The 22,775-nt window shown below is 59.1% G+C and carries 17 protein-coding genes and 1 pseudogene; 10 read left to right on the top strand and 8 right to left on the bottom strand.

Translation table 11 applies throughout. From position 1 onward, the window contains the following. Window positions 1-14: 14 nt before the first annotated feature. From cydB to ruvA, 4 genes are all read right to left on the bottom strand, one after another. On the bottom strand, window positions 15-1,151 hold the full coding sequence (gene cydB, locus AB5Y71_RS18285) for a cytochrome d ubiquinol oxidase subunit II (protein ID WP_005335741.1): 1,137 nt from the start codon (window positions 1,149-1,151) through the stop codon (window positions 15-17). 11 nt (window positions 1,152-1,162) lie between these two features. Next, window positions 1,163-2,719 carry a cytochrome ubiquinol oxidase subunit I gene (locus AB5Y71_RS18280; RefSeq protein ID WP_005335743.1) on the bottom strand — a complete coding sequence of 519 codons (1,557 nt, stop codon included), beginning with the start codon at window positions 2,717-2,719 and terminating at the stop codon, window positions 1,163-1,165. 934 nt (window positions 2,720-3,653) lie between these two features. Further along, on the bottom strand, window positions 3,654-4,664 hold the full coding sequence (gene ruvB, locus AB5Y71_RS18275) for a Holliday junction branch migration DNA helicase RuvB (RefSeq protein ID WP_005335744.1): 1,011 nt from the start codon (window positions 4,662-4,664) through the stop codon (window positions 3,654-3,656). An 8-nt stretch (window positions 4,665-4,672) separates the two neighbouring features. Beyond that, window positions 4,673-5,287 carry a Holliday junction branch migration protein RuvA gene (gene ruvA, locus AB5Y71_RS18270; protein WP_005335746.1) on the bottom strand — a complete coding sequence of 205 codons (615 nt, stop codon included), beginning with the start codon at window positions 5,285-5,287 and terminating at the stop codon, window positions 4,673-4,675. 260 nt (window positions 5,288-5,547) lie between these two features. Between ruvA and AB5Y71_RS18265 the strand changes: the two are divergent. Further along, a pseudogene (locus AB5Y71_RS18265) lies at window positions 5,548-7,556 on the top strand (methyl-accepting chemotaxis protein). Between the two features lie 82 nt (window positions 7,557-7,638). Here AB5Y71_RS18265 and lysE read toward each other — a convergent pair. Together lysE and AB5Y71_RS18255 are read right to left on the bottom strand one after the other, a co-directional pair. Then, on the bottom strand, window positions 7,639-8,247 hold the full coding sequence (lysE, locus tag AB5Y71_RS18260) for an L-lysine exporter (protein WP_368172182.1): 609 nt from the start codon (window positions 8,245-8,247) through the stop codon (window positions 7,639-7,641). Between the two features lie 207 nt (window positions 8,248-8,454). Beyond that, window positions 8,455-9,237 (bottom strand): LuxR family transcriptional regulator, encoded by a 783-nt coding sequence (locus AB5Y71_RS18255; RefSeq protein ID WP_005335753.1) that lies wholly within the window; start codon window positions 9,235-9,237, stop codon window positions 8,455-8,457. Between the two features lie 62 nt (window positions 9,238-9,299). Here AB5Y71_RS18255 and AB5Y71_RS18250 point away from each other — a divergent pair, with 62 nt between their 5' ends. From AB5Y71_RS18250 to AB5Y71_RS18225, 6 genes are all read left to right on the top strand, one after another. Beyond that, the gene (locus AB5Y71_RS18250) at window positions 9,300-9,950 is read left to right on the top strand and encodes an acyl-homoserine-lactone synthase (protein ID WP_042081537.1); all 651 of its coding nucleotides are present in this window, start codon (window positions 9,300-9,302) and stop codon (window positions 9,948-9,950) included. A 201-nt stretch (window positions 9,951-10,151) separates the two neighbouring features. Next, window positions 10,152-11,051 (top strand): LysR family transcriptional regulator ArgP, encoded by a 900-nt coding sequence (locus tag AB5Y71_RS18245; protein ID WP_368172180.1) that lies wholly within the window; start codon window positions 10,152-10,154, stop codon window positions 11,049-11,051. A gap of 99 nt (window positions 11,052-11,150) precedes the next feature. Next, window positions 11,151-13,187, top strand: coding sequence for an exoribonuclease II (locus AB5Y71_RS18240; RefSeq protein WP_368172179.1), 2,037 nt, complete (start codon window positions 11,151-11,153; stop codon window positions 13,185-13,187). A gap of 253 nt (window positions 13,188-13,440) precedes the next feature. After that, on the top strand, window positions 13,441-15,081 hold the full coding sequence (locus AB5Y71_RS18235; protein ID WP_005354784.1) for a sensor domain-containing diguanylate cyclase: 1,641 nt from the start codon (window positions 13,441-13,443) through the stop codon (window positions 15,079-15,081). A 4-nt stretch (window positions 15,082-15,085) separates the two neighbouring features. Next, window positions 15,086-16,189 (top strand): EAL and HDOD domain-containing protein, encoded by a 1,104-nt coding sequence (locus tag AB5Y71_RS18230; protein WP_368172178.1) that lies wholly within the window; start codon window positions 15,086-15,088, stop codon window positions 16,187-16,189. Window positions 16,190-16,254: 65 nt separating this feature from the next. Next, entirely contained in the window at window positions 16,255-16,845 is a 591-nt protein-coding gene (locus AB5Y71_RS18225; RefSeq protein ID WP_368172177.1) for an HAD family hydrolase, read from the top strand. Between the two features lie 132 nt (window positions 16,846-16,977). Here AB5Y71_RS18225 and hfq read toward each other — a convergent pair whose 3' ends face one another. Continuing rightward, window positions 16,978-17,337, bottom strand: a complete 360-nt coding sequence (gene hfq, locus AB5Y71_RS18220; protein WP_005335772.1) for an RNA chaperone Hfq — start codon at window positions 17,335-17,337, stop codon at window positions 16,978-16,980. A 176-nt stretch (window positions 17,338-17,513) separates the two neighbouring features. Between hfq and AB5Y71_RS18215 the strand changes: the two genes are divergently transcribed. The 3 genes from AB5Y71_RS18215 to AB5Y71_RS18205 are packed head-to-tail and all read left to right on the top strand — an operon-like array spanning window position 17,514 to window position 20,990. Continuing rightward, window positions 17,514-18,785 (top strand): paraquat-inducible protein A, encoded by a 1,272-nt coding sequence (locus tag AB5Y71_RS18215; RefSeq protein WP_040066978.1) that lies wholly within the window; start codon window positions 17,514-17,516, stop codon window positions 18,783-18,785. Further along, window positions 18,778-20,427: an intermembrane transport protein PqiB gene (gene pqiB, locus AB5Y71_RS18210; protein WP_005335774.1), complete on the top strand. Its 1,650-nt coding sequence runs from the start codon at window positions 18,778-18,780 to the stop codon at window positions 20,425-20,427. Before AB5Y71_RS18215 ends, pqiB begins: the two co-directional genes overlap by 8 nt. Further along, window positions 20,424-20,990, top strand: a complete 567-nt coding sequence (locus tag AB5Y71_RS18205; protein ID WP_139735563.1) for a membrane integrity-associated transporter subunit PqiC — start codon at window positions 20,424-20,426, stop codon at window positions 20,988-20,990. The genes pqiB and AB5Y71_RS18205 overlap by 4 nt, the downstream gene beginning before the upstream one ends. A gap of 171 nt (window positions 20,991-21,161) precedes the next feature. On the opposite strand, the gene rlmD is transcribed toward AB5Y71_RS18205, so the two are convergent. Beyond that, window positions 21,162-22,514: a 23S rRNA (uracil(1939)-C(5))-methyltransferase RlmD gene (gene rlmD, locus AB5Y71_RS18200; protein ID WP_368172176.1), complete on the bottom strand. Its 1,353-nt coding sequence runs from the start codon at window positions 22,512-22,514 to the stop codon at window positions 21,162-21,164. Window positions 22,515-22,775: the final 261 nt, after the last annotated feature.

The raw sequence follows: 22,775 nt of genomic DNA, 5'->3' as shown, positions 1-22,775 counted from the left end.
TGTCAGCGCACCTCTTAATAGAGAGATTGTTGGTTATCTTCGATGTGCTTGTTGGTTACCCGGCCAAACATCTTGATGTAAGTCCAGATGGTGTAACCCAGCACAATCGGTACGAAGATCGCTGCGGCCACAGTCATCACCTGCAAGGTGTTGAAAGAGGCGGTAGCATCCCACATGGTCAGGCTCAGTGACGGCTCAAGGCTTGAGGGCATCACGAACGGGAACATAGAGAAACCGGCAGTGAGGATGACCCCGGCAATCGCCAGCGAAGAGCTGGTAAACGCCAACCAGCCGATGTTCATGCGGGCAAACAGCGCAGTCAGCAGGCTCATGGCCAGGCCCAGTACAGGGGCAGCCACCATCCACGGATAGAGGGTGTAGTTGTTCATCCAGGCACCAGCCTGCAGGACAACTTCCTTGTTCATCGGGTTGGATACCGCGTCAGTCGCAGCAGCCTTGACGATGACATACCCTTCCATACCGCTTACCCACCAACCTGCGGCAGCAAACAGCACCAGGGTCAGCAGTGAGCAGATCATGGCGGCAGTGCGGGAACGCGCCAGCACTTCACCGTCGGTCTTCATCATCAACCAGGTTGCGCCCTGAGTGAGCAGCATGAACAGACTCACCAGACCAGCCAGAATGCCGAACGGGTTAAGCAGGCCAAAGAAGTTGCCGTGATAGGTCAACATCATGAACTGGTTAAACTCGAACGGAACACCTTGCAGCAGGTTGCCAAAGGCCACACCAAAGACGATGGGCGGTACGGCGCTACCGGCGAACAAGGCCCAGTCCCAGTTACTGCGCCATTTGGCATCAGCACGCAGGGAGCGGTACTTGAAACCGACCGGACGCAGGAACAGCGCCATCAGCGTCAGGATCATCGCGATGTAGAAGCCGGAGAAGGTCGCGGCATACACCATCGGCCAGGCGGCGAACAAGGCACCACCGGCAGTGACCAGCCAAACCTGGTTACCTTCCCAGTGCGGTCCCATGGTGTTGAGCATCACGCGGCGCTCGACATCTTTCTTGCCGACGAACGGGAGCAGTGCGCCTACCCCCATGTCGAAGCCGTCAGTGATGGCAAAACCGATCAGCAGTACGCCGACCAGAGCCCACCAGATGACACGCAGAGTTTCGTAATCAAACATGGTCGCTCTCCTTATGCCTTGATCTGTTCAAAGTGATACTTGCCAGTCTTCAGGCTGCTGGGGCCAAGACGGGCATACTTGAACATCAGGTACATCTCGATAACCAGAAGTACGGTATAGAACAGGCAGATACCGATCAGAGAGAACCAGATCTCGGCTGCAGGCAGGTTGGATGCAGAGAGGGAAGTCGGCAACACCTCTGCAATAGTCCACGGTTGGCGACCATACTCAGCGACAAACCAGCCAGCTTCAATAGCGATCCACGGCAGCGGGATACCCCACAGCAGACCCTTGAGCAGCCACTTGCGCTTGCCGATCTGGTGACGGGCACTGTCATAGAAGGCCATACCAATCAGCACCAGCATCAGCATGCCGACGGCAACCATGATGCGGAAGGCGAAGAACAGCGGCAGTACCTGCGGGATGGAGTCATCCACTGCGGCCTTGATCTGCTCGTCGGTAGCATCGGTCACGTTGCTGGTGTAGCGCTTGAGCAGCAGACCGTAGCCCAGATCCTGTTTCACTTCGTCGAAGCGAGCGCGGGTCTCGTCAGACTTGTCACCGGATTGCAGCTTGGTCAGCAGGTCGTAAGCGGTCATACCGTTACGAACGCGCAGTTCGTGCTCGCTCTTCAGATCTTTAAGACCGGTGACCTGACCGTCCAGAGAACGGGTCGCAATAATGCCCAGCGCATAGGGGATCTTGATGGCGTAGTCGGTGCGCATCTCTTCCTGATTCGGAATACCGAACAGGGTAAAGGCGGCCGGAGCAGGTTCAGTCTCCCACTCAGCTTCGATAGCGGCCAGTTTCACCTTCTGCACTTCACCGGTCTCGTAACCGGATTCATCACCGAGGATCAGAACGGACACGATGGAAGCCATACCGAACGCGGCGGCAATGGCGAAGGAGCGACGGGCGAACGCCACATCACGATTCTTCAGCAGGTAGTAGGAGGAGATACCCAGCACAAACATGGCGCCACAGGTATAACCAGCCGCCACAGTGTGGACGAACTTGACCTGAGCAACCGGGTTGAGCACCACGTCAGCGAAGCTCATCATCTCCATCCGCATGGATTCGAAGTTGAACTCTGCACCGACCGGGTTCTGCATCCAGCCGTTGGCGACCAGTATCCAGAGGGCGGAGAGGTTGGTACCCAGCGCCATCAACCAGGTGGCAGCCAGATGCTGATGCTTGCTCAGACGATCCCAACCAAAGAAGAACATACCGACGAAGGTGGACTCCAGGAAGAAGGCCATCAGCCCTTCGATAGCCAGCGGGGCACCGAAGATATCGCCGACATAATGGGAGTAGTAAGCCCAGTTCGTACCGAACTGGAACTCCATGGCCAGACCTGTGGTGACCCCCAAGGCAAAGTTGATACCAAACAACTTACCCCAGAATTTGGTCATGTCCCGGTAGATGGTGTTGTTGGTCATCACATAGACGGATTCCATGATCGCCAGGAGAAAGGCCATTCCCAGCGTCAGGGGTACAAACAAAAAGTGATAAAGGGCCGTCGCAGCGAACTGGAACCGCGATAGGTCTACCACATGCTCAGCAATCATGATGTTTCCTCACCGATTATTGGCACGGCTATTTTAAGTTTTAAGCACAAAGCTTCCGTTGGAGGTTAGCGAATGAGCCTTATTGGGACGTGTCACAACAAAACGCGTTCAGTAACCACTGGCATTAACAACAAGGCAATACGAGAACACAAATAAAGCTAATGTTTAACAATTCCAAAACAATCAGCCTAAATTTATTCTCGCCCATGATGACCGGGTTTTTATATCACCTTTATTTGATTGAAATCAATGTAAAAGGACCCGCCATACATGGCTTTGAAAGGCATTTTTAATCTATTTCACGATTATTGACGCGAGCCAGATCACAAAACACGATAAAGCGTAAAACATTGATTTAAATCAATTTAAGAATTTAACATCCCGCTGCTCGGTTTAATTTGAAAAGCGTGAATGACGCGCCTTTTTCCATGTTATCCGAGTCAGGCAATCTGATTCGAAAACTCAATTTAAAATTGCAAAGAATGCATACTCATGCGAACCAATTTCATCAATAAAGACATTAGATAAACTAATTTGAAGAGTGCAATTTTTCTTGTTTGCCGGGGTCGATTCGAACTCCTACAATGCGCCTCGCAGTGAGGGCATACCCTTGGATACAGGCCGGTTAATCCGGGTTCACGGTACGTATTCGACGATCAATTTGAACCTGTCTATTGGAATCGAAGATGAAAAAGTTTGTTGCTAAAACCATCCGTTACTACAAGCTTTCCTTTGTTCAGCTCTATCAACTGAACCGACTCTGAGAGCTCGCGACGGCTCACCTGTTTATTTTCCGGTCTGTGTCCAGACGCACTCACTGTCTGTGAACATCCATCCTGAATTGTCTTTGCCCACCGCATCCGCCGTGGGCTTTTTTTTGCCCGGATAATAAAAAACCGCCTTTGACGGCGGTTTCATGTTCAAACGACTGTTTTTACTTCTCATCTGGTCGCTGAAGACCGAAATGAGCGTAGGCTCGTGTGGTCGCAATCCGTCCTCTGGGTGTACGTTGCAGATACCCTTGCTGGATCAGATAAGGCTCCAGCACATCTTCGATAGTATCTTTCTCTTCCCCGATCGCGGCGGCCAGATTATCGAGACCCACCGGGCCCCCCATAAACTTGTCTATCACAGCCAACAATAACTTGCGGTCCATGAAGTCGAAGCCTTCATTATCGACATCCAGCATGTCCATGGCGCGGGCAGCAATGGGGCCGTCGATCCGGCCATCGGATTTCACCTGGGCAAAGTCGCGCACCCGCCTTAACAAACGGTTAGCAATCCGCGGCGTGCCGCGAGAGCGACGGGCGACCTCAATGGCACCATCTTCCGTCATGTCGAGTCCCAGACAACGGGCGCTGCGGGAGACGATATCGGTCAGATCCTTGACGTTGTAGAACTCCAGCCGCTGGACGATACCGAAGCGATCCCGCAGCGGGCTGGTCAGTGAACCTGCCCGAGTGGTGGCGCCAATCAGGGTGAAGGGAGGCAGATCCAGCTTGATGGAGCGAGCTGCGGGTCCCTCCCCGATCATGATGTCGAGCTGGTAATCCTCCATCGCCGGATAGAGCACCTCCTCCACCACTGGGCTGAGGCGATGGATCTCGTCGATGAACAGCACATCGTTCGGTTCGAGGTTGGTGAGCAGCGCCGCCAGATCCCCCGCTTTCTCCAGCACCGGGCCGGAGGTGGTCTTGATATTGACCCCCATCTCGTTGGCGACGATGTTGGCGAGGGTAGTCTTGCCCAGACCCGGCGGGCCGAAGATCAACAGGTGATCGAGCGCTTCACCCCGCTGGCGGGCCGCTTCGATAAAGATCTCCATCTGTTCGCAGACGGTATCCTGACCGGTGTAGTCAGCCAGCTTCTTGGGGCGGATAGCCCGGTCAATAATGTCATCCTCACGGGCGGCACTGGCCGAGATGAGGCGGTCTGCTTCAATCATCAACTACCTCATACCAGGCTACGCAGGGATTCACGGATGATATCTTCCACCGACATCCCCTCTTTGGCGATCTTGCTGACAATCTGACTCGCCTGCTGCGGCTTGTAACCTAGGGCCACCAGCGCACTGGCCGCCTCTTCGGTCACATCAGGTGCCCGCAATTCGGGCTCACTGGCTGGCAAGGTGACCATGGCCGGGGAGAAGAGGTCGTGACTGACCCAGCCCTTGAGGCGATCCTTCATCTCCACCACCAGCCGCTCGGCGGTCTTCTTGCCGACTCCCGGCAGTTTGACTAAAGAGCTTATCTCTTCACGTTCGACACTCAGCACAAACTGGGTAGCTGTCATGCCGGAGAGAATAGCCAGCGCCAGCTTGGGGCCGACTCCGTTGGTCTTGATCAGCTCGCGGAACAGCGCCCGCTCCTGTTTGTGGTTAAAACCATAGAGCAGCTGGGCATCTTCCCGCACCACGAAGTGAGTATGGATGGTCGCTTCCTTGCCGATCTCCGGCAAATCATAGAAGCAGCTCATCGGCATCTGCACCTCATAGCCAACCCCGCCCACTTCCAGCAGGACCTCGGGGGGCTGCTTTTCAATGACAATGCCTCTCAAGCGACCAATCACGGCTCTCTCCTCACCAATACAACTATTCGTAAATTGGCTCATAGCATAAAGAATAACTGGATAAGTATCCAGCATAGGGCAGCAACACCCTTGTGGTCAGAGAGGCTTTTTATCCAATTTTCCACCATGCTTGATCGGGTGCAGCCAGTGCACGGGATGTTTCAGCGCCGCACCGGCCCCCGAGCGGGGGATAAACCACTACACTAAACCCGTTCGGAACCGAAACTGGTGCCAATGTCGATACCAAGGAAGGCCATCACATGAAAATTGTTACCACCTCCAATCTGGGTCTTGCCATATTGCTCGGCTGTACGCTGGGCATGGGGGTCGTTGGCTGGTATGGCAGCCAGCGGCTAGCCAATCTGCTCTCCTATGTCCTGGGCGCCGCCTGGCAGACCGCCGACGGCGCCATGGAGGGCTCCATAGAGCTGGGCAACCAACAGCTACAGATTCAGAAGATGCAAAACGGAACCCCGCTCAATCGCGCCGAACTCGATGCTGCCAAGGCGGCGACCGATGACGCGCTGGCCCGGGTCAGCCAGGGGCAGCTCATTGATGGTGCGGCCCTTGCCACCATGGAACAGCACAAGCAGGACTATCAACAGCAACAAGAGAAGCTGCTGGCGCTCTATCACGCCTATACCGAGGTGGATCAGGCACTGCATCACAATGCCGATCTGATGGCCCGCCTCTCGACCCAGCTGGAGGTGATCGGCGATGGCGCGGTCGAGGCGCTGACCCAATCCCCCGACCAGACCATCAGCTGGAACAGCGGCCTCTCCACCCGTTGGGAGGCGGCCGACGGGGGGATGGAATCCAACATAGGCTTTTTGCGCCAACTCTATGCGCTGGAGAAGATGCGCAGACAAGGAGTCACAGAGGCGATCAAGGTCGAGTTGAAAGAGGCGACCGATTTCTACCACGAAGCGATCGACAGCATGCTCGGCACCGGGCTGTTCGATATCGAGGGAACCGGCGAATTTGCCGGCAAAACACTGTCGGCAGAGTATCGCGCCCTGTTGGCCCGGCATCAGCAACTGATGGGACAGTGGGTCGATGCGCTCGGCAGCTATCAGGCCCAGCAGTCCGTCTATGAGGTCAGTGCCGATGAGCTGCGACAACAGCTGGTTGCCATCGAGGAGAGCGGCGATGCCACCGTCGAGGATCAGGTGGCCCAGCTCAACGGCATCATCAGCCAGACCCGAACCCTGCTGCTGGGTGGCCTGTGCTGAGCCTGATCATGGTCACCCTCTGCGGCTTCTGGCTGACCCGCAAACTGGTAACCCCGCTGCTGCAAGTGGACAAACGAATGCAGGATATCGCCGCCGGCGAGGGAGACCTCAACGCCCGCATCAACCTGCAACGGGATGACGAGATAGGCTCGCTGGCCAACAGCGTGGATCGTTTCATCGAGAAATTGCAGAAGATGATCAGCTCCACCATGGACAACAACCAGCACATCAGCGAACACGTTCACACCTCGGTCAACCGGGTGGAGGCAATCAGCCAGAGCAGCCGCCAGACCGCCGAACATGCGCTGGCCCTGCACCACGACAGTGAACAGATGGTGCAGGTCGCCACAGGTATCTCGGACAACTGCAGCATGGCGGCCCACAATGCCAATGAGGTGCGCCAGCTGACCACCGAGAGTAGCCAGTATGTCGCATCCGCCAGCGCGGGCATGCAGCGGGTGGTACAGGAGGTGAGCGAGTGTGCCATCGCCATCAACTCACTCAAGGAGCAGGCGGGTCAGATTGGCCAGATCATCTCCACCATCAGTGGCATCTCGGAGCAGACCAACCTGCTTGCCCTCAATGCGGCCATCGAAGCGGCCCGCGCGGGGGAGATGGGGCGTGGCTTTGCGGTGGTTGCGGACGAGGTGCGCACCCTGGCCAATCGCACGGCGACATCAAGCGCCGAGATCAGCCAGGTGATCAGCAGCATCCAGCAGCAGACCGAAACCGCCTATCTGATGATGCAGCGCAACCTCAAGACGGTGGAGTCCGGCATGCAGGACTCCGAGAATACCAAGCAGATCCTGTTCAAGGTGGAAGGCGCCATCGACCAGCTGGCCGACATGGTGCAGCAGGTCGCCGTAGCCACAGGTCAACTGTCACACACCCTGAGCCACTCCTCTGACAAGGTCTCCGGCATCAGTCTGCAAGCCAGAACTGGCGAACAGGAGGCGCAGGAGTGTCTGCAGCTCGCCTCCTCGCTCCATCAGGCCAGCCTGCTGCAGCAGCGCCTGCTCTCTCAGTTCAGAGTCTGAGCCCCCTGTAATAGCAAGGATGCCACTCATATGAGTGGCATCTTTTTATTACCGGTCGCTCATTCCTGCCGCCTTAACTTCCTCAACGTCCTATGGCCAGTTGAACAGCCAGGCTCAGCATGATGATGCCAACCAGCAGATCGATCCCCTGCTGCACACGGCTGCGGGCCAACCAGGGCGCCAGTGCCGCAGCACCCAGCGCCAGCGAGTAGAACCACACCAACGAGGCCAGCATGGCCCCCGCAGCAAAGGCCGGACGCAGGGACTCGTTCACCTGACTGCCAAGGGAGCCGAGCAGCATCAAAGTATCGAGATAGACGTGAGGATTGAGCAGCGTAACACCCAGCGTCATCGCCAGCACGCTTTTGGCACCCATCTGCTGAGCAGACTCGGCAAGCCCCTCCCCTTTGCCACGCCAAGCACTGAGCAGGGAACGGCCACCAAACCAGCCGAGAAACAGTACGCCCCCCCAGGTGAGCAGTGCCATGCCGAGGGGGCTGGTGGCCAGCACATTGGCTCCGCCAAATACGCCGATAGCAATCAGGGTGAGATCGCAGAGGCTGCAGAGCGTGGCCGTCAACAGATGGTGATTGCGATGGATGCCCCGGCTCAGCACAAAGGCATTCTGGGCGCCGATGGGGATGATCATGGCCAGACCGATGGTGAAGCCTTGTAGTGTCGTTGCGAGCATCATGGAGAGTACCGTTCGAAATGATGAATGAGCGGCACTATAGCGATGGCGGTTCCTTCTTAGAAATTCATTGATTTACTGATTGATTCATTTTGCTAATAAAAACCGGCATACCCAGCCGCTGTTCCAGCCCTTGTCAATTACCGGATCTGACAATTGTGACCCTCAGAGTGCGGCAGGAGAATCTGTTGCGCCTGTGGGCTCAGCCTACTGCAGCAATCTGGGGAAGTTGGTAACCACGACTTGCTCCAGATTGGGTAGCAACAGCCCCGTACTAACCCCTTTGGCAATGGCCTGATAGCGGTTCATTGAGCCGGTTTTGCGGGTGACCTGATTGAGATGGTAATTGACCGTGCGCTCCGTGATCCCGAGGATGCAGGCGATCTCGCTAGAGGTCTTCCCTTCACTTGCCCAGAACAGGCACTCGGTCTCGCGCTCGGTCAAGGGGTCTTTACCCGCACTGTCCATCATGCTGAAACGCACCACCCGAATGGCCGCCTCGAAGATGTAATTGGACATCCAGGAGAGGATCGGCGAGGACTCCAGCAGCAGGTCGCTCGAGGCCCGCTCGGAGGTGATGAAGGAGAGAATACCGTTCTCCCCGGCAGCACCGTGCAGAGGGAAGGAGATGCCGTTACGCAACCCGAACTCGGCTGCCAACCCCATCACGTCCATGGTTCCCTCCTGCAGAAAACTGGCCCGCTCATCGAGGCGGTTCCAGTAAATGGGCAGCGTCTGCTTGCGTGCCAGCCGGATCACCGGATCGCACGCCAGCATGTTGTTTTCGGTATAGGCCTGCACCCAGGAATCGGGACACTGGTTGAACAGCACCACCTTGGGCCTTTGCATCGACATCGGCAGGATCAGGGCGAAGCGATAGTAGTCATAGCCCATCCCGAGCGTAAAGCGACCGATCAGTTCGGCCAGACGATTGCCGTCCGTCACCGAAGTGAAATGTTCTAGGTACTCAAGCAGTTGGTCTCTGTTCATATGAAAGCCCCCTTGGCCAGACATGTGATTATAACGGCGAATAGCAAGATAGAGGGTCCATAATGTTGGTTTTTAAAGGAAAATTGAGAGAACATCCACGAAACGAGGTGGAGAATGAACTCTATCGCTTTCGAAATCGCGTCTTTTCCGACCGGCTAGGCTGGGATGTCGAGTCTCATCGGGGCCTAGAGCGTGACAGCTTCGACACGCCAGACACCCATTGGGTTCTGATCGAGGACGAACAAGGGCTGTGTGGCTGTATTCGTCTGCTCAACTGTGCCGATGCCTATATGCTGCCCACCATCTTCCCCACCGCCCTTGCCGGTGAAAGCGCGCCACGCACTCCCGATGTCTGGGAACTCACCCGTCTGGCTATCGATGCCCAGCGCGCACCGCGCATGAGCAATGGCGTCAGCGAACTCACTTGCGTCATCTTCCGCGAGGTCTATGCCTTCGCCCATGCCCACGGGATCCGGGAGCTGGTCGCCGTCGTCAGCCTGCCGGTGGAGCGCATCTTCCGCCGACTTGGCCTGCCCATCGAGCGGCTCGGTCATCGTCAGGCGGTCGATCTGGGGGCGGTAAGGGGCGTTGGCATCCGCTTCCATCTGGATGAGCGCTTCGCGCAGGCGGTCTCCCAACCTCTGCTGGGCCATTATCAAACCAGCCATTATCCACTGCAGCAACCGTCACCGGTGCTGGCAGTTCACTCATAAAAAATCCCGGGAAAACAGACCCGGGATAAAGATGTCGCTACGATCTGCGCAGGGCTACCCCATGCGGCACCAGAGAGTATCCTCCCTCAATGGCCTGACCACTACTGTCAAAAATCACAGCGCAACGCCCCTTCCACCGCCCATTGTTGTCCCCTGCCGAGTGACGTAGAGTCAGCCCTTGGGCAACGGAAGGGAGAGAAGATGAAAGAGCTGGACTACAAACTGCTGCGGGCACTGGATGCGGTACTGCAGGAACAGAACTTCGATCGGGCGGCCAAGTCGCTCCATATCACCCAGTCGGCCATCTCCCAGCGGATCAAGCAGCTGGAGCAACAGTTTGCCGAGCCGCTGCTTATTCGTAGCCAGCCGCTGCAGGCCACCGCGCTCGGCCAGAAGCTGCTGGCCCACTATCGGCAAGTACATCAGCTTGAGCTCGAACTGGCGGGGGAGCTGACCCCCGACCAGCCGCAAGGGCCAATCCGGATCAGCATCGCAGTGAACGCCGACAGCCTGGCCACTTGGTTTTTGCCCGCCATAGCCCCCTTGTTGAAACAGCACCCCATCGAACTCAACCTGCTGGTCGATGACGAGAGCCGTACCCTCGACAAGGTCCGCGAGGGTCAGGCCTTTGGCGCGGTCAGCCTGCATCCCCAACCGCTGGCGGGTTGCTGCGTCGATGAGCTCGGTGAGATGAACTATCTGCTTACCGCCAGCCCCGCCTTCGTTGCCCGCCACTTCCCTCGCGGCCTGACCCGTGAGGCGCTGGCCAAGGCACCGGCGGTGGCGTTCGATCAGCGCGATGACATGCATGTGAGCTTTATGAGAGAACACTTCGGGCTGGAGCCAGGCGGTTACCCCTGCCATACGGTCCACTCGTCAGAGGCCTTCGTCGCCATGGCCGAGCAGGGGTTGGCCTACTGTCTCATTCCCGAATTGCAGATAAGAGGCCAGCTCTCAGGCGGGTCACTGCTCAACCTCAGTCCCGACCACATCCTGACGGAACGCCTCTACTGGCACCGCTGGGTACTGGAAAAAGGGGTTCACAAGCAGCTCTCCCAACGCCTCATCGACCATGCCAGATCGCAGTTGAAACCACGCTGAGCAGGCCATTCACCTTGGCTTTGCAGGGCTAAAAACGTATAGTGCTGGGCGATCCTTCATCAGGTCTCCACCCAGGTTTTCACTTCAGGTTCCTCACTTATGTTCCAAGACAATCCGCTGCTGGCCCAGCTCAAGCAACAAATTCGCGAAAACATCCCGAAGAAAGAGGGTGTTATCCGCGCCTCGGACCGGGGCTTCGGCTTTCTGGAAGTCGATGAGAAGACCAGCTATTTCGTGCCGCCTCCCTACATGAAGAAGGTGATGCACGGTGACCGGGTGACCGCCCTGATCCGCACCGAAAAAGAGAAGGAAGTGGCCGAGCCGGATACCCTGCTGGAGCAGTCCGTCACCCGCTTCGTGGCCCGGGTCAAGATGTTCCGCGACCGCCTCAACGTGGTCGCCGACCACCCGCTGATCAAGGATGCCATCAAGGCCCGCGTCAAGAAGGGCCTGGATGAGAAAGAGTTCAAGGAAGGTGACTGGGTGGTGGCAACCCTCAAGCGCCATGCGCTGGTCGACGGCAACTTCTCTGCCGAGATTATCCAGAAGATCGCCGCCCAGGAAGATCACAATGTGCCCTGGTGGGTGGTGCTGGCGCGCCACAATCTGGCCCAGGTCGAGCCGGCTGATTTGCCGGAGTGGAAGGTGATCGAAGAGGAAGAACTGCCCCGTCGTGACCTGACCAAGGTGCCCTTCTTCACCATCGACGGTGCCAAGACCAAGGACATGGACGATGCGCTGGCCATCACCAAGCTGGACAACGGCTGGGAGCTGCTGGTCGCCATCGCCGACCCGACCGCCTATGTGGCCGAAGGGAGCGAGCTGGACAAAGAGGCCGCCCAGCGCGCCTTTACCGTCTACATGCCGGGCCGCAACGTGCCGATGATCCCGCGCACCCTCTCCGACGAGCTCTGCTCCCTGAAAGAGGGTGAGGAGCGCAACACTCTGTGTGCCCGTCTGCTCATCGCCGAAGACGGTCTGCTGCTGGAGGAGACCGAGTTCTTCGCCGCTCGCATCTGCTCCCACGCCCGTCTCAACTATGACGACGTCTCCGACTGGGCGGAGCACGGCAAAGAGCTGGCCATCGACGCCGGCGTGCTGGCCCAGCTGCCGCTGATGAAGGCGATGACCGAAGCGCGCATCAAGTGGCGCACCGAGCATGCGCTGGTATTCCCGGATCGTCCCGACTACGACTTCGAGCTGGGCGAGAATGGCGAAGTGCTGGCCATCCACGTCGAGCCGCGCCGCATCGCCAACCGCATGGTGGAAGAGTCGATGATCGCCGCCAACATCTGCGCCGGTCGCGTGCTGGGCAAGAGCGTCGGTTACGGCATCTTCAACGTTCACACCGGCTTTGACGAAGAGTCCCTCGACGGCGCCATCGACCTGCTGAAGAGTGCCGAAGCCCCGTTCGAGCGCGACGAGATCGCCAGCCTCTCCGGCTTCTGCGCCCTGCGCCGCTGGATCGACAACCTCGACACCCGCTGGCTGGATGGCAAGATCCGCCGCTTCCAGAGCTATGCGCTGATGTCCTCCGAACCGGGCGCCCATTACGGTCTGGGTCTGGATGCCTACGCCACCTGGACCTCCCCGATCCGTAAATACGGCGACATGGTCAACCATCGTCTGCTCAAAGCGGTCATCGCCGGCAAGACCCCGGGTGAGCGCCCGAGCACCGAGCTCACCGAGCATCTGACCGCCTGCCGCCGCCTGCACCGCATGGTGGAGCGTGACATCGGCGACTGGCTCTATGTTCGCTACCTGAAAGCCGCGGCTGGCACCGATCAGGTATTCAACGCCGAGATCATCGACGTGATGCGTGCCGGTCTCAAGCTGCGTCTGCAGGAGAACGGCGCTGTGGTCTTCCTGCCTGCCCGCCATATTCTCGACAACAAGGATCGCCTGGAGTGCAACTGGGACAACGGCCGCGTCTATCTGGACAAGACCGAGGTGGTCTACGAGCTCGGCCAGATCATCGAGGTGAAGCTGACCGAAGCGGTGGAAGAGACCCGCTCCCTTATCGCCAAGCCGGCGGTGGAGTTGGTGCCGGGCCCGGCACCGGAAGCCCCGGCGGCCGAGAGTGCGCCAGCCGATAGCAGTGAAACGCCCGCTGAGACTGCCCCCAAGGCAGAATAAGCCACGCAGAATCATCTGATCTGCCGAGAGCCCGCCATCGTGCGGGCTCTTTTTTGCCCGGCATCCCGCCCTACAAGCTGCCATATATACCGTTATGGCACACAGTTCTATCCACGATTGGCAGAGAACGCAGTGAATGTCTCCACCAGCAGGGCTGAAAGCAACCGTTATGTGCGCTGCCTCTCCTTTCTGACATATTAATCAAGGAGAAATATGTCTATACTCGCTTGGGTACAATCCAAGGGATATTGGTATGCAGGAATGGGACCCGGAACACTTCACCAACTTTGCTCAGTTATGCGAAGTGAGCCTCGCCACCATCCGTGAAAAGACCGATGCCGAACGCCTCTACCTCTGGCTGAAAGCCCCCGAACCGCAGCTCTACAGTTTTCAGCTCGATCAGGGGCTGACCACGCTTGATCTCGCCCATCTCGGTCAACTGACCCTGCCCCACCACCTGATCGACAAGGCGATGGAGAAGGGACAACTGGTGATCGAGCAGCTCCAAGCACCGCCGGATCCCGGCGAAAATGTGGAGCCCGCCCAGCCTCAGCTACGCGCCTGTTTCCCTCTCAAGCGTCACATGAAACTGGAAGGGGTCATCTATCTGGAGACCCGCCGCCGCATCGATCGCCTCTCCTCCCACCAGCGTCAGGGCATCCAGCTCCTTATCCACTATCTGACTGCCGAGCTCAGCAATCACCTGCTCTCCAGCCAGGTCAATCAGGAGCGGGACCAGCGGCTCCATACCCAGACCGATCTGGTACAAAGTCAGGCACTGCAGGGCTCCTTCCTCACCATGTTGCAGGCGCTGCACATGGTCAGCGTCACCCTCTCCCGCAGTCGCAGCGAGAACGATCTGCTGCGGGATGCCGTGCTGCTGGCCCGCAAGGAGCTGCAGTTCGATCGGGTCGCCATCTTCCTGATCGAACCCGATGGCAAGACCATGCGCGGCACCTGGGGCACCAGCGAAGAGGGCGAGCTGATGGATGAACACAACTTCATCAGCCCCATTCCGGATCACCCCACGGTGCAAGAGGCGCTCAGGCGCAAGGACTACGTGCTGGTGATGGAAGATACCCCCCTCTACTACGAGAAGCAGCAGGTGGGCCGTGGCTGGAACGCCATGGTATCGCTATGGGATGGTACTACCCCCATCGGCTGGATCGCCGCCGACAACCTGCTCTGGCACCGTCCGCTCAAGGCCTATCAGAGCGAGATCTTCAAACAGTACGCCGCCATTCTGTCACAACTGCTGATCCGCCAGCGTACTCAGGAGCAGTTGGAAACCCTCAACCGCCAGCTGGAGGCCAGGGTCGCCGAGCGCACCATGCAACTGGCCGAGACCAACCGTGCGCTGGAGGAGGCCAATCACCGCCTCTCCCTGCTGTCGCTGGAAGATCCCCTCACCGGCATCGCCAACCGGCGCCAGTGGGACATCACCATGCAGCGGGAGTGGGAGTGGGCACGACGCACCCAGAACCTGCTGGCGGTATTGATGATCGACGTCGACGAGTTCAAGGCCTACAACGACCACTTCGGCCATGCCAAGGGGGATCTCTGCCTGCAACAGGTGGCCCATGTGCTGCGGGATGCAGAGCGGCGCTGTACCAATCTGGTCGCCCGTTACGGCGGGGAGGAGTTCGTCATTCTGCTCTGCGCCCCCCAACCCGGTGAGGCCGAACAGCTGGCCGGGCGGATCCACGATGGTCTTGCCCGCTTAAAAATGCCCCATCCCGCCTCGCGGGTTGCTGATTTCATTACGGTTAGCATAGGCTTTAGCTATCTGGTTCCCTCCCTGGACGGAGCATGGCAGACCCTGACCGAACAGGCTGACCAGGCGCTCTACCACGCCAAGTCACAAGGGAGGGCCCGCACTCTGGCCTATCGGTGATCCCATGCTGTTGCGTCGCTACCCCATCTTCAATCGTCGCCAGGCTCTGGTGGCCTACGGCATCGACTATCAGCTCAGCTCACCGGCCGAATGGCCTTCACTGGTGCAACATTGCCGCCTGCTGGCGCAGGGGCGTCAATATCTGGTGCCCTTCACCCACGAACAGCTCGATGAACAGCGCCCCCTGCTGCTGGATCAGGACGCGATCCCGCTGGTTGAAGCCTCCAGTGAACGCCAGCCCAACTCGTTCCCGGTGCTGGAGCAGTGGCGCGACAGTCGGCGCAGACTGGCGGTGCGCGGCGCCAACCGGGATCCACGCTGGCTCGGCGCCAGCCGCCTGCTGGTGTACTGGATGGGGGAAGAGGGGATCTGCCAGCCCACCGAGCACAAGCGGATGGCGCTGAACATCGAAACCTGGGCGGATTTTCTCCCGCTGCGGGAGGCCGGGGTCGACTTCTTTGCCGGCGGCTTTCTCGCCCGTCCCGAGCTGGTCAATCAACGGGCCAACCAACCCGATATGGCGCTGGTACAGCAGATCCTTCAGCTCATCTGCCACGAAGAGTTCTCCTTCGCCCAGGTAGCCCGCCTGCTGGAGCAGGATGCCTGGCTGCCCGGCCTGCTGCTCACCTACGTCAACGCCCCCGGCTTCGATCATGCCGCCCCCATCACCTCGGTGCCCCGCGCCCTCTCCTATCTGGGGGAGCAGGAGATCCGCAAGTTCGTACTGATCAACGGTCTGGCCCGGGTGAGCCAGCACATGCCGGAGGCCTGCACCCGCATGGCCATCGCCCGCGGCCGCTTCTGCGAGTTGATTGCCCTCACCGCCCTCGGTAAAGCGGAGGCAAGCTGGGCCTTTCTGGTGGGACTGGTGCTCGATGGCTCCCTGCTGTCGGAACCGCTGATGGCCCACCTGCCCAAGAGCGTGCAGCGCGCCATCGAACTGCACGAAGGGCCACTCTTTCATCTGTTTCAGCTGGTCAGCACCTATGAACAGGGTAACTGGGCCCTGCTGGAACAGCTTGCCCCCAAATATCAACTCGATCCGGCCCAGCTCACCCCCGTCTATTTTCAGTCACAAATGTGGGGGCAAGCGTTTCTCACCAGCTAGGTGATGGCGAGGCGGGGAGCCACTGGCTAGAATGGGTTCCCTTTTTTCAGAGACTGACCCGCACCATGACGCTTTCCGGATTCCAAGGCCTGATCTTTGACCTTGATGGCACCCTGGTCGACTCCATGCCGCTGCACCTCGCCGCTTGGGAACATACCGCCCGCGAGTTTGGCTTTCACTTCAATGCCGACTGGTTCTATGAGCTGGGTGGCATGCCGAGCCGCAAGATAGCCCTGCTGGTGGCACAGGAGCAGCAGATCCCTCTCGATCCGCTCGAAGTCACCCGCTGCAAGACCGCCCACTATGTTGCCAACCTGCACAAGGCGACCGTCTTTCCCGCCATGCAGGCGCTGGTCGAGCGCTATCATGGCGTCATCCCGATGGGGATCGGCACCGGCTCGCCTCGCGTCAACGCCGAGGCTGTGCTGCGCAACACCGGGCTGGATCGCTATTTCTCCGTGGTGGTCACCGCAGACGATGTGGAGTTGCACAAGCCCAATCCGGACACCTTCCTGCTGGTCGCCAGCAAGCTGGGGGTCGAGCCATCAGGCTGTCTGGTGTTTGAAGATACCGGAATCGGGGTACAGGCCGGAGAGGCGGCGGGTATGCAGACCTGCATGGTCAAAGAGGGCAAACCGGTCGGCATAACGGCATAGTGCGGAAAAAAATATCGCCCTGCAAGGGGCGATAACCGGAACCGGCTCTCATACGGGACATGAATGAAAATGAGAGCAGGTTCCGTCAGCCGCTGACGCAGGGCGCGTCAACGGGGAGTGCGGGGCAGACGATTACTCGTTGTTGCCGCCGCCCTGATTGTCGTCATAACGACCCGGCGCACCGTGGGGACGCGGCGCCATGGAGACACGTGGCTTGCGAGCACGCTGGATATTCACCTGCGGACGGCCGGTGTGCATGGCGATGGTGGAGATCTTGGCCTTGTAGACCAGCTGCTGGTTACCATGAGCATCGGTCAGCAGCACGCTGTACTGGTCGAACCCGCTGATGGTGCCTTCCAGCTTGATGCCGCTCACCAGAAAAATAGCGACCTGACTGCGGTTCTTGCGCAACCAGTTGAGGGCAGAATCTTGCCCGTTCCCGAGGGAGAAGGCTTGCTCAATCGTGGAGTAGCTGGGGGATTCAGTTGTCATAAATTATTGTCCCGCGGAAAAAAAGTGGCGTTTGATTGTGCTAAATGGGCACTGGCTTGTCAAAGTCATTCTCACTCCCGCCAGCAATAGCGGCCTCCGGGGGCTGGTCGCTGACCAGCACAACTGCGATAATCGCCAGCTCTGGCTCTACCACGGGCCTTATCTGGGGTTTTATCTTGCATCCGGTTTCACACCAACACCACACCACCTATGTCCATGATGCCACTGCCTGCGAAGAGTGTGACCTGCTGATACCGGCCACACCGCTCGAGGTGGGACAGGCCAGCTGCTGCCCCCGTTGTGGGCACACCCTGAGTCGCCACCTGCCACAGCAGGAGTTGCGGCCGATCTCCTACGGGTTCGCGGCACTCATCATGTTCGTGCTCGCCAATGCCTTTACCTTTATGTCCTTCTCGGCCAAAGGGGTGGGCCAGGAGATGACCTTTTTGCAGAGCATCACCACCCTGGTGGATGAGGGCTATCTGTTTCTCGGCGCGGTATTGAGCCTGACCCTGATCGGCCTGCCGCTGGTCTATATGGGCTCCATCATGCTGGTGCTGTGGCGGGTCGATAAAGATCTGCACAGCAATGCCCTGCGCTCCCTCGGCCGTCTGCTCTGCCGGATCAAACCTTGGCTGATGGTGGATGTCTTTCTGGTGGGGGTGCTCATCTCGCTGGTCAAGCTGATGGGGATGGCCGACATCAAGATGGGGCTGTCATTCTGGGCTTTCGTCGGTTACACGGTGCTGCTCATCAAGATGATCTCCTCACTGGATCAGATGTGGCTGTGGCAGCGGCTGTTCGGCCCGACCGAGGCGCGGGATATCGACCCGGAAGCGGGCGCGCTGGAATCAGGTCTGGTGGGCTGCCACATCTGTGGCGCTCTGAGCGAGGTGGGTAGCCACAGCTGCTCCCGCTGCGGCGGCAAGCTGCATGCGCGCAAGCCGGGCGGCCTGAACCGTACCTGGGCGCTGCTGTTTACCTCCGCCATTCTCTACATTCCGGCCAACGTCTATCCCATCATGGATACAGTGTTTCTCGGTGATGACAGCCCCTCCACCATTCTCGGCGGTGTGGTGCTGCTCTGGGCCATGGGCTCCTACCCCATAGCTGCGGTGATCTTTTTCGCCAGCGTGGTGGTGCCACTGGTGAAAATACTGGCGCTATTCTGGCTTTGCTATATGGTGCAGCGCGGCAATGTCACCTCCCCCCTCGGCAAGCTCAAACTCTATCGCATGACCGAATTTGTCGGACGCTGGTCGATGATCGACGTCTTCGTGGTGGCCATTCTGGCGGGCCTGATCCGGCTCGACAATCTGATGACCATCTATCCCGGCCCTGCGGCCGTCGCATTTGCAGGTGTGGTGCTGATCACCATGGTCGCCGCCATGAGTTTCGACTCCCGCCTGATCTGGGATTTACAACAAGGAGAACGCGAACGTGAGTGAGCGTAAAAAAAGGTGGAAACCGGGCTCTGACTTTCTGAGCTCTGCCGCCGCAATCTGGATGGTGCCCCTGCTGGCGCTGTTCATCGGTCTCTGGATGCTGTTCCAGCACTGGTACTCCCAGGGCCCCAGCTTCACCCTGACAGTCGCCACTGCCGAGGGCATAGTCGCTGGCAAGACGGTGATCCGCTCCCGCGAAGTGGACGTCGGCCGTATCGAGGCAGTCGAGCTGAGCGATGACTACAGCCATGCGGTGCTGAAAGGACGGCTGACCAATGCCGCCTCCGGCATGCTGCGCGGTGACAGCCAGTTCTGGGTGGTCAAGCCCAGAGTGGGCCGTGAAGGGGTATCGGGTCTGAGCACCCTGCTCTCCGGCGCCTATATCGAGCTCGCCCCCGGCAAGAAAGGTCGGGCGCGGGACGAATACGCCATGCTCGATAAACCGCCACTCGCCTCCCTCGATGCCAAGGGGCTGCGTCTCACCCTCAGCAGTCGCGACACCCGCGCGCTGGGGGAAGGCTCCCCCATCAACTATCAGGGCTTCACCATAGGTCAGGTGGAAGAGGCGAAGTTCCTGCCGGAAAAGAGCGAGATGCAGTATCAAATCTTCATCCACGCCCCCTATGACATTCTGGTGAGCAGCAACTCCCGCTTCTGGATGACCCCGGGCTTTGAGGTATCCATGAGCAGCGAGGGGATGAAGGTGAAGATGGATTCGCTGGAGAGCCTGATCGATGGCGGCATCACCATGGGTCTGCCACCCGGCTGGGCACCTGGCGAGCCGGTCAAACAGATGGAAGGGTTCACCCTGTTCCAGGATGAGGCGAGCGTGCTGGCCGGTAGTCTGGATCAGTTCATCGACTACGTCTTCCTGTTCGATGACAACGTGGGTGGCCTGCACCCGGGCGCGGCGGTGCAGTATCGCGGCATTCGGGTCGGTACCGTCATCTCCGCCCCCTACCTCATCGAGGACAAGGGCGTGCAGATCTTCAAGAGCCGCCAGATCCCGGTGCTGGCTCGCATCGAGGTACAGCGCCTCTCCCACCGCTATGCCAAGGCGGAGAAAGATCAATGGCGCGCCCTGTTCGGCAAGCAGTTCAAGGAGGGGTTGCGTGCCAGCCTCAAGACCTCGAGCCTGCTGACCGGCGGCAAGATCATCGATCTCAACTTCTATCCGGACGCGCCACGTTTCGAGCAGGCCAAGCTGGCCGGTTATCAGGTCTTCCCCACCGTGCAGGGTGGGTTGGATCAGATCGAGCGCAAGGTAAACCTCATCCTCGACAAGTTTGTCGACATGGACATGGCGACCACCCTGACCAAGGTCAACGGGTCACTCACCACCCTGGATGGCACCCTGAAGAACATCAGTGCAGTCAGCGCCAACCTGAACAAGCTCACTGCCAAGGATTCCACCCAGCAGCTGCCCGCCTCGCTCAACGAGAGCCTCAAGCAGTTGCAGGAGACCTTGCAGGCCTATGATGCCCAGTCGCAGACCAATCAGGACCTGCGCCAGTCGGTGCAGACCCTCAATCAGTTGATGCGCGAACTGCAGCCGCTGGTGCACTCCCTCAACGAGCAGCCCAGCTCGCTGATCTTCGATCGCGCGCATCCATCGGACCCTGAGCCCAAGCGAGGCAAACAATGAAAAAAGAGATCCTGACGCTGGCCCTGCTGGGCCTGCTGGCGGGTTGCAGCAGCCAGCCAAGCCTGCACTACTACTCGCTCGATGGCGACAACCAGCAACCCGTGACGGCCCCGGCCCAACCGCAACACCAGTTGGTGCTGCGCCCGGTGGCGCTGGCCAGCCAGCTCGACCGGATCAGTTTGGTCTATCAGCTGGAAGGGCAAGAGCTGCACTTCACCGAGTACCATCGCTGGGCCGGTGCGCTGGACGATCAGCTCAACCAGCTCACCCTCAATGGCCTCTCCACCCGCCTGCCGGGCTGGGTGGTACGGCAGGATGGCGCCCGCAAGGGGCCGGTGCTGACTATTCTGGTGGAGCGCTTTCAGGGCCGTCATGACGGCAGCGCCGTGCTGAGCGGTCGCTGGCGCCTGCTGGCGGAAGATGGCACCGTGCTGCGCGATGCTCCCTTCCGTCAGGAGCGGGTACTGCCGGCCGATGGCTACAACGCGCTGGTGAACGAGCTGGGTCAGGGCTGGCAACAGCTGCTCGACCAAATCGCCGCCGAGGTGCGCAAGCAGGGTTGAGCACATCAACCTGCGAGCATCAGATAGAAAAAAACGACGCCAGTTGGCGTCGTTTTTTATATGGGCAAGAGTCGGGAGGCGACTTATGCCTTGGCAGGCTCAGGCGTGCTACCGCTTCCACATGCATGGCGTGGAGGGGGAACATGTCCATCGCTCCGCGCCCATGCCTACTCACACGTTCGCTGGCAAGCTCAGACGAGCAACAGCCTCGACATGCATGGAGTGCGGGAACATATCGACCGGTTGCACCTCGTCCAGCACGAAGCCCTGCTTGACCAGCCAGGCAAGGTCGCGGGCCAAAGTCTGCGGGTTGCAGGAGACATAGACCAGACGACGGGGCGCCATGGCGATCAGGGTCTGCAGCACCGCCTTGTCACAGCCTTTGCGGGGCGGGTCCATCACTACCACGTCAGCGGTCACGCCTTGGGCGTGCAGCTCGGGCATCAGCTGCTCGGCCTTGCCAACGTGGAATTCGGTGTGCTCGATGCCGTTGAGGGCGGCGTTGCGGCGGGCATCGCTGATGGCGCTCTCCACCGACTCGATCCCCACCACCTTGGCGGCCTTGCCAGCCAGGAACAGGGAGATGGTGCCGATACCGCAATAGATGTCGAACACAGTCTCGTTACCGGTCAGCTCGGCATACTCGAGGGCGCTGGAGTAGAGCACATCGGTCTGGGTCGGGTTGTTCTGGAAGAAGGAGAGCGGCGAGATCTCGAACTCGAGTTCGTGGATCTTGTCGCGGATCACCCCTTCGCCGAGCAGCACCCGGTTGGTCGCGCCCAGAATGCGGTTGGTGCGCTCATCGTTGATGTTCTGCACCAGGGTGGTGACCGGCAGATCGCTCAGGGCTGCCAGCAGCTCGGCTTCGAACGGTAACTCCTCGCCCAAAGTGACCAGCACCACCATCAGCTCGCCGCTCTTGAAGCCCTTGCGGGTCATCAGGTTGCGCACGCAGCCGCTGTGGTTTACTTCGTCATAGGCGGCGATGTCGTGCGCGCGCATCCAGTTGCGCACCCGGGCGTTGAGCTCGACGTGCAGCGGATCCTGCACCGCACAGTCATCGGCGGTAATGAGATCGTGGGAGTGCTTGCGATAAAAACCAATCTCGGCACCGGCATCGCAGCCACGCACCGCATATTGCGCCTTGTTGCGATAGGCGAACGGGCTTTCCATGCCAAGGATATCCTTGACCGGAGTATCACCCAGCCCAGCCTGCTCCAGTGCGCTCTGCACCAGTGCCTGCTTGAGCTTGAGCTGGGCCGGATAGGCCAGCGGGCGCACCTGACAGCCACCGCACTCGGTGTTGGGGCAGAAATCGGCAACCCGATCTGCAGAAGGTTGGAGCAGCTCGGCAACCTTGCCGTGCAGATAGTTCGGCTTGACCTCGGTCAACTCCACCAGCGCCTGCTCACCGGGCAGCAAACCTTCGACAAACAGGGGGCGATCGAACAGGCGTCCTTTGCCATCTCCTTTGTCGGTCAGTTCCAGGATCTCGATCTGGTGTTGATGTCCCACTAACGGCATGAGCGGCTCCAAAAGTACTAAAAATGGGGGGTGATGAACGCGGCAGAGCCATGCCCATCGAGAAAAGGTGGCAGAGTTTAGCGGAGATCCGGCCAAATTGCAGGCATAAAAAGCCTGCTTGTTGCAATGGTCATTACTCCTGGCCATCTGCCGGGCGTGGCCACCTTTCGGGTTGCGGCAAATTTAGCCCTTGGGCCATAACGCCCAGCCTGTTAAAATTCCGCCCTTGAAATTATCCTGGGCCCCGCGCCCGTTCTAGCT

Source organism: Aeromonas sp. R9-2, assembly GCF_040908025.1.
GTDB lineage: Bacteria > Pseudomonadota > Gammaproteobacteria > Enterobacterales > Aeromonadaceae > Aeromonas > Aeromonas veronii.
This window is presented reverse-complemented; position numbering and strand designations above follow the sequence as displayed.